Annotated in this window: 1 protein-coding gene; it reads left to right on the top strand. The window is 73.4% G+C overall.

Features of this window, described 5'->3' with window-relative positions; genetic code table 11:
- Positions 1 to 47 precede the first annotated feature (47 nt).
- Positions 48 to 5,748: amino acid adenylation domain-containing protein (locus tag ACFQ87_RS39985; RefSeq protein WP_380615875.1), on the top strand; the 5,701-nt coding region annotated here is incomplete at its 3' end.

The raw sequence follows: 5,748 nt of genomic DNA, 5'->3' as shown, positions 1-5,748 counted from the left end.
CGTCTCGAGCCTTCACCGAGAGTCTGCCGGAGCTGTTCCGGGCTCAGGTGCAGGCGAATCCGGACGCCGTCGCGGTGGTGGGGCCGGAAGCGTCGTTGACGTACGCGGAGTTGGACGCGCGGGCGAACCGGTTGGCCCATGCGCTGATCGCGCGCGGGGCGGGGCCGGAGCGGCTGGTGGCGGTGGCGCTGCCGCGCTCGGCCGAGCTGGTGGTGGCGATCCTCGCGGTGCTGAAGACCGGCGCGGCGTACCTCCCGGTCGATCCGGAGTACCCGGCCGCGCGGATCGGGTACATGCTCGACGACGCACAGCCGGTCCTGGTGCTGACCGACGCCCGTACCCGGGGTCGGCTGCCGGACGGTCCGGCCGGGTGGCTGGTGGCCGACGACCCGGAGACGGCCGGGCTGGTGGCGGGCTGCCCGGCAACGGACCCTGCGGTGGCCATCGATCCTGGCCACCCGGTCTACGTCATCTACACCTCCGGTTCCACCGGCAAGCCCAAGGGCGTGGTGGCGACGCACGGTGGCCTCTTCAACCTGTTCGCCAACCAGTGTCCGCTGATCTTCCGGGCGGGTGAGCGGGTGCGGATGGGGCTGACCTCGTCCGTGTCGTTCGACGCCTCCTGCGACCAGCTGTTCGCCCTGTACGCCGGCCATGAGCTGCACGTCCTGGACGAGGCGACCTGGACCGACCCGGACGCCTTCGTCGAGTACGCCGTGCGGGCCGGGCTGGACGCTGTCGGCGGCACCCCGTCCTACCTGCAAGTCCTGGTCGAACACGGCCTGTTGGACGACCCCCGGTGGCGTCCGTCGGTGGTCGGGTTGGGCGGGGAGGCCGTCCCGGAGCAACTCTGGGAACGGTTGCGGGCCGTCGAGGGGGTGTCCTCCCTCAACTACTACGGGCCGACCGAGTGCACGGTGGAGTCGGTCTTCGCGCCGCTGGAGTCGAGCCCGCATCCGGTGATCGGCCGGCCGCTCGGGGGCGTCCGACTGCAGGTGCTCGACGCCGCGTTGCAGCCGGTGCCCGTCGGTGTGTCGGGTGAGCTGTACATCGCCGGTGCGGGCCTGGCGCGCGGTTATCTGAACCGGCCGGGGCTGACCGCCGGGCGGTTCGTCGCCGACCCGTTCGGTCCGAGCGGTTCGCGGATGTACCGCACCGGTGACCTGGTGCGGTGGGGATCGGACGGGAACCTGGAGTTCCTCGGCCGCACCGACGACCAGGTCAAGATCCGCGGCTTCCGGGTGGAGCTCGGCGAGATCGAGGCGGCACTGGCGGAACACCCGAAGGTCGCGCGGGCCGCCGTGATCGTCCGGCAGGACCGGGCGGAGGACAGCCGCCTGGTCGCCTACCTGGTGCCCGCCACCGGGGCGGAGCTCCGGCCGGAGGACCTGCGGGCGCACCTGCGCGAGCGGCTGCCGGACTACATGGTGCCGACCGCGTTCGTCTCCCTCGACGCCCTGCCGCTGAACGCCAGCGGCAAGCTGGACCGGCGCGCACTCCCCGAGCCCGAATCCACCGCGACGCGGGTCGGGCAGGCACCGCACACTCCTGAGGAACACGTCCTGGCGGGGCTGTTCGCCGAGGTGCTGGGCCTGCCCCAGGTCGGCGTCGACGACGACTTCTTCGACCTCGGCGGGCACTCCCTGCTGGCCACCCGGTTGGCGGCCCGGATCCGTGCGACGCTGGGCGTGGAGCTGCCGCTGCACACCCTGTTCCGCAACCCGACCGTGGCCGGGCTGGCCGCCGGGCTGGGCGGCGCGGACCGGGCCCGGCTCGCCCTGGAGCGGGCGGAGCGGCCCGCGCTGGTGCCGCTGTCGTCCGCTCAGCGGAGGCTGTGGTTCCTGCGCCAGTTGGAGGGCGCCGACTCCGTCTACAACATGCCGCTCGCGTGGCGGCTCTCGGGACCACTGGACCTGGCGGCCCTGGAGGCGGCGCTGGGCGACGTCGTCGACCGGCACGAAACCCTGCGCACGGTCTTCCCGGCGGTGGACGGCGTGCCGTACCAGCAGGTGCTGGCCACCGGAGAAGCGCGCCCGAGGCTGTCGGTCACCGTGGCAGACGAGCCGGCCCTGCCGGAACTGCTGGCGGGGGCCGCAGCACGCGGATTCGACCTCGCGGCCGAACTGCCGCTGCGCGCCGAGGTGTTCGAACTCTCGGCGGACGAGCACGTGCTGCTCCTGGTGACGCATCACATCGCCGGCGACGGCTGGTCGCTGGGCCCGCTGGCCGCCGACCTGACCACCGCGTACGAGGCGCGCCGCCAAGGCGAGGAGCCGCAGTGGGCGCCACTGCCCGTGCAGTACGCCGACTACACGCTCTGGCAGCACCAACTGCTCGGCGACGCGGCCGACCGGGACAGCCTGTCCGCCCGTCAGACGGCCTACTGGACGCGGACGCTCGCGGACCTTCCGGAGCAGATCCGGCTCCCCGCAGACCGCCACCGCCCCGTAGCCCCCTCCTACTCCGGCGGCTGCCTCGCGATCGAACTGGACGCCGAACTGCACGCCGGGCTGGTGCGCCTGGGCCGGGAGCACGGGGCCAGCGTGTACATGGTGTTGCAGGCCGCCCTGGCGTCGCTGCTGGACAAGCTCGGTGCGGGCACGGACATCCCGGTCGGGAGCCTGATCGCCGGCCGTACCGACGAGGCGTTGGACGACCTCGTCGGGTTCTTCGTCAACACCCTGGTGCTCCGCACGGACACCAGCGGTGACCCGTCCTTCGCCGAGTTGCTGGTCCGGGTCCGGGAGGGCGCGCTCGGCGCGTACGCGCACCAGGACCTGCCGTTCGACCATGTGGTGGAGGCCCTCAACCCGTCCCGGTCGCTCGCCCGGCAGCCGCTGTTCCAGGTGCTGCTCGCGCTGCAGAACATGCCGCGTTCCGACTTCGAGCTGCCGGGTCTGCGGGTCTCCGGAGTGACTGTGCCTACCGGGACCGCGCGGCTCGACCTGACCTTCGGGTTCGCGGAGGAGCACGGGCCCGACGGCGCGCCGGCCGGTCTCAGCGGCGCGGTCGAGTACAGCACCGACCTGTTCGACCGCTCGACGGTCGAGGCCATGGTCGCCCGGTGGCTGCGGCTGCTGGCGGCGGTCGCCGCCGACCCGGACCTGCCGATCGGCGGTATCGACCTACTGTCCGCCGAGGAGCGGTGCGAGCTGCTGCCCGCCGTCGACGGTGCGGCGGCTGCAGTGAGCCTGCCGGATCTGTTTGCGGCGCAGGTGGTGGCGACGCCGGACGCGGTGGCGCTCGTCTGCGGTGATGCCGAGCTGACGTACGGTCAACTCAACGCCCGGGCAAACCGGTTCGCGCATGCGGTGGTCGCTCGGGGTGTCGGCCCGGAGCAGGTGGTGGCGGTGGCGCTGCCGCGCTCGGTGGAGTCCGTGGTGGCGGTCCTGGGCGTGCTGAAGGCCGGGGCCGCGTACCTGCCGGTGGATCCGGCGTACCCGGAGGCGCGGATCGCGTTCATGCTGGAGGACGCCCGTCCGGCATTGCTGGTCGACGACCCGGCCATGGTGGCGGACGGGGACTGGCCGGAGACTGACCCGGAGACCAACCTCGACGTCCGGTGTCCGGCGTACGTGATCTACACCTCTGGCTCGACCGGTCGCCCCAAGGGCGTCGCGGTGAGCCACAGTGGGGTGTCCGGGCTGGTGGCGGCGCAGGTCGACCAGCTCGGTGTGGCGCCGGGCAGCCGGGTGCTCCAGTTCGCCTCGCCCAGCTTCGACGCGTCCTTCTGGGACCTGTGTAGTGCGCTGCTCACCGGTGCAGCCCTCGTCCTGGCCCCCGCCGAGGCCCCGCTGGAGGCCCTGACGGACCGCCGGCTGGGTGTCACCCACGTGACGCTGCCGCCCTCGGCCCTGGCCGCGCTGGAGAGCGCCGACCTCATGGCCGCCACCCTGGTGGTGGCGGGTGAGGCGTGCCCGCCGGAGCTGGTGGAGCGCTGGGCGCCCGGGCGTCGGATGATCAACGCGTACGGTCCGACCGAGACGACGGTGTGCGCGACGATGAGCGACCCGCTGTCGCCGGGGTCCGGTGTGCCGCCGATCGGGCGAACGGTTGCGGGCTTCCGGGTGTACGTGCTCGACGAGCGACTGCGCGTCGTACCGCCGGGCGTGGCAGGGGAGTTGTACGTCGCCGGCCCCGGTCTGGCGCGCGGCTACCTGAACCGACCGGGCCTGACGGCCGGGCGGTTCGTGGCCTGCCCGTTCGGGCCGGAGGGCGCTCGGATGTACCGCACCGGCGACCTGGTGCGGCGCCGGGCCGACGGCGAGCTGGAGTACGTCGGCCGCGCCGACGACCAGCTGAAGGTGCGCGGCTTCCGCGTCGAACCCGGCGAGGTCGAGGCGGCGCTCGCCGAGCACCCCGCCGTCGCCCAGGCCGCCGTCCTCGCCAAGGACGACCGGCTCATCGGCTACGTGGCAGCCCGTCCGGACGCGGCTGTCCGCCCGGTGGAGCTGGCGGCGTACCTGCGTGACCGGCTGCCGGACTACCTGGTGCCAGCCGTGTTCGTGGTGCTGGACGCGCTGCCGCTGACGCCGAACGGAAAGCTGGACCGGGCGGCGCTGCCCGCTCCGGACCCCGGCTCGGCCGCGCCCGGACGGGCGCCGCGCACCCCGCAGGAGCAGATCCTGTGCGGGCTGTTCGCCGAGGTGCTCGGTGTGCCGGAGGTCGGGGTCGACGACGACTTCTTCGACCTGGGTGGGCATTCCCTGCTCGCCACCCGGCTGGCCGCCAGGGTGCGTTCGGTGCTCGGCGTCGAGCTCGGGCTGCGCGCGCTCTTCCAGGCGCCCACCGTGGCGGGTCTGGCCGAGGCGCTGGCCGGGGCCGGCCACGCCCGTCCTGCACTGACCGCGTACGAGCGGCCGGAGGCCGTGCCGTTGTCCTTCGCCCAGCGCCGGCTCTGGTTCCTGCACCGCATGGACGGTGCCGCCGCGACGTACCACATCCCGCTGGCGCTCCAGTTGACCGGGACGCTCGACCGCTCCGCGCTGGACGAGGCGCTGGCCGATGTGGTGGCCCGGCACGAGAGCCTGCGGACGGCGTTCCCGGAGATCGACGGCGTACCGTGCCAGCGCGTCCTGGACCCGGCGGAGGCCCGACCCCGGGCCCGGCTGACCGAGGTGTCGCAGACCGAACTGCCCGAGCGGCTGGCCGAGTTCGCCCGGCAGCCCTTCGACCTGGCGGCGGAGGCGCCGCTGCGGGCGGAGCTGTTCGCGGTCGCGCCGGAGGAGCACGTGCTGCTGCTGGTGATGCACCACATCGCCGGTGACGGTTGGTCCACCGGCCCGCTGGCGCGGGACCTGGCCGAGGCGTACGCCGCCCGGTGCGAGGGGCGTGCGCCGAGCTGGCCGAACCTTCGGGTGCAGTACGCCGACTACACGCTGTGGCAGCGTGACCTGCTCGGCGACGCCGCCGACCCGCAGAGCCGGTTCACCGAGCAGCTCGACTACTGGAAGCGGCAGCTGTCCGACCTGCCGGAGCTGCTCCAGCTGCCCGCGGACCGGCCGCGGCCGGCCGTCGCGGGCTGGCACGGGGACCACGTCGGGCTGGAGCTGAGGCCCGAACTGCACGCCGCTCTGGTGGAGTTGGCTCGACGTTCGGGTGTGAGTCTGTTCATGGTGCTGCAGGCGGCGTTGGCGGCGTTGTACACCCGGCTGGGCGCGGGGACGGACATCCCGATCGGGAGCCCGATCGCGGGGCGTACCGATGAGGCGCTGGACGATCTGGTCGGGTTCTTCGTCAACACGCTGG

Origin of the sequence: Kitasatospora sp. NPDC056531 (genome assembly GCF_042794375.1) — a bacterium.
Taxonomy (GTDB): domain Bacteria; phylum Actinomycetota; class Actinomycetes; order Streptomycetales; family Streptomycetaceae; genus Kitasatospora.
This window is presented reverse-complemented; position numbering and strand designations above follow the sequence as displayed.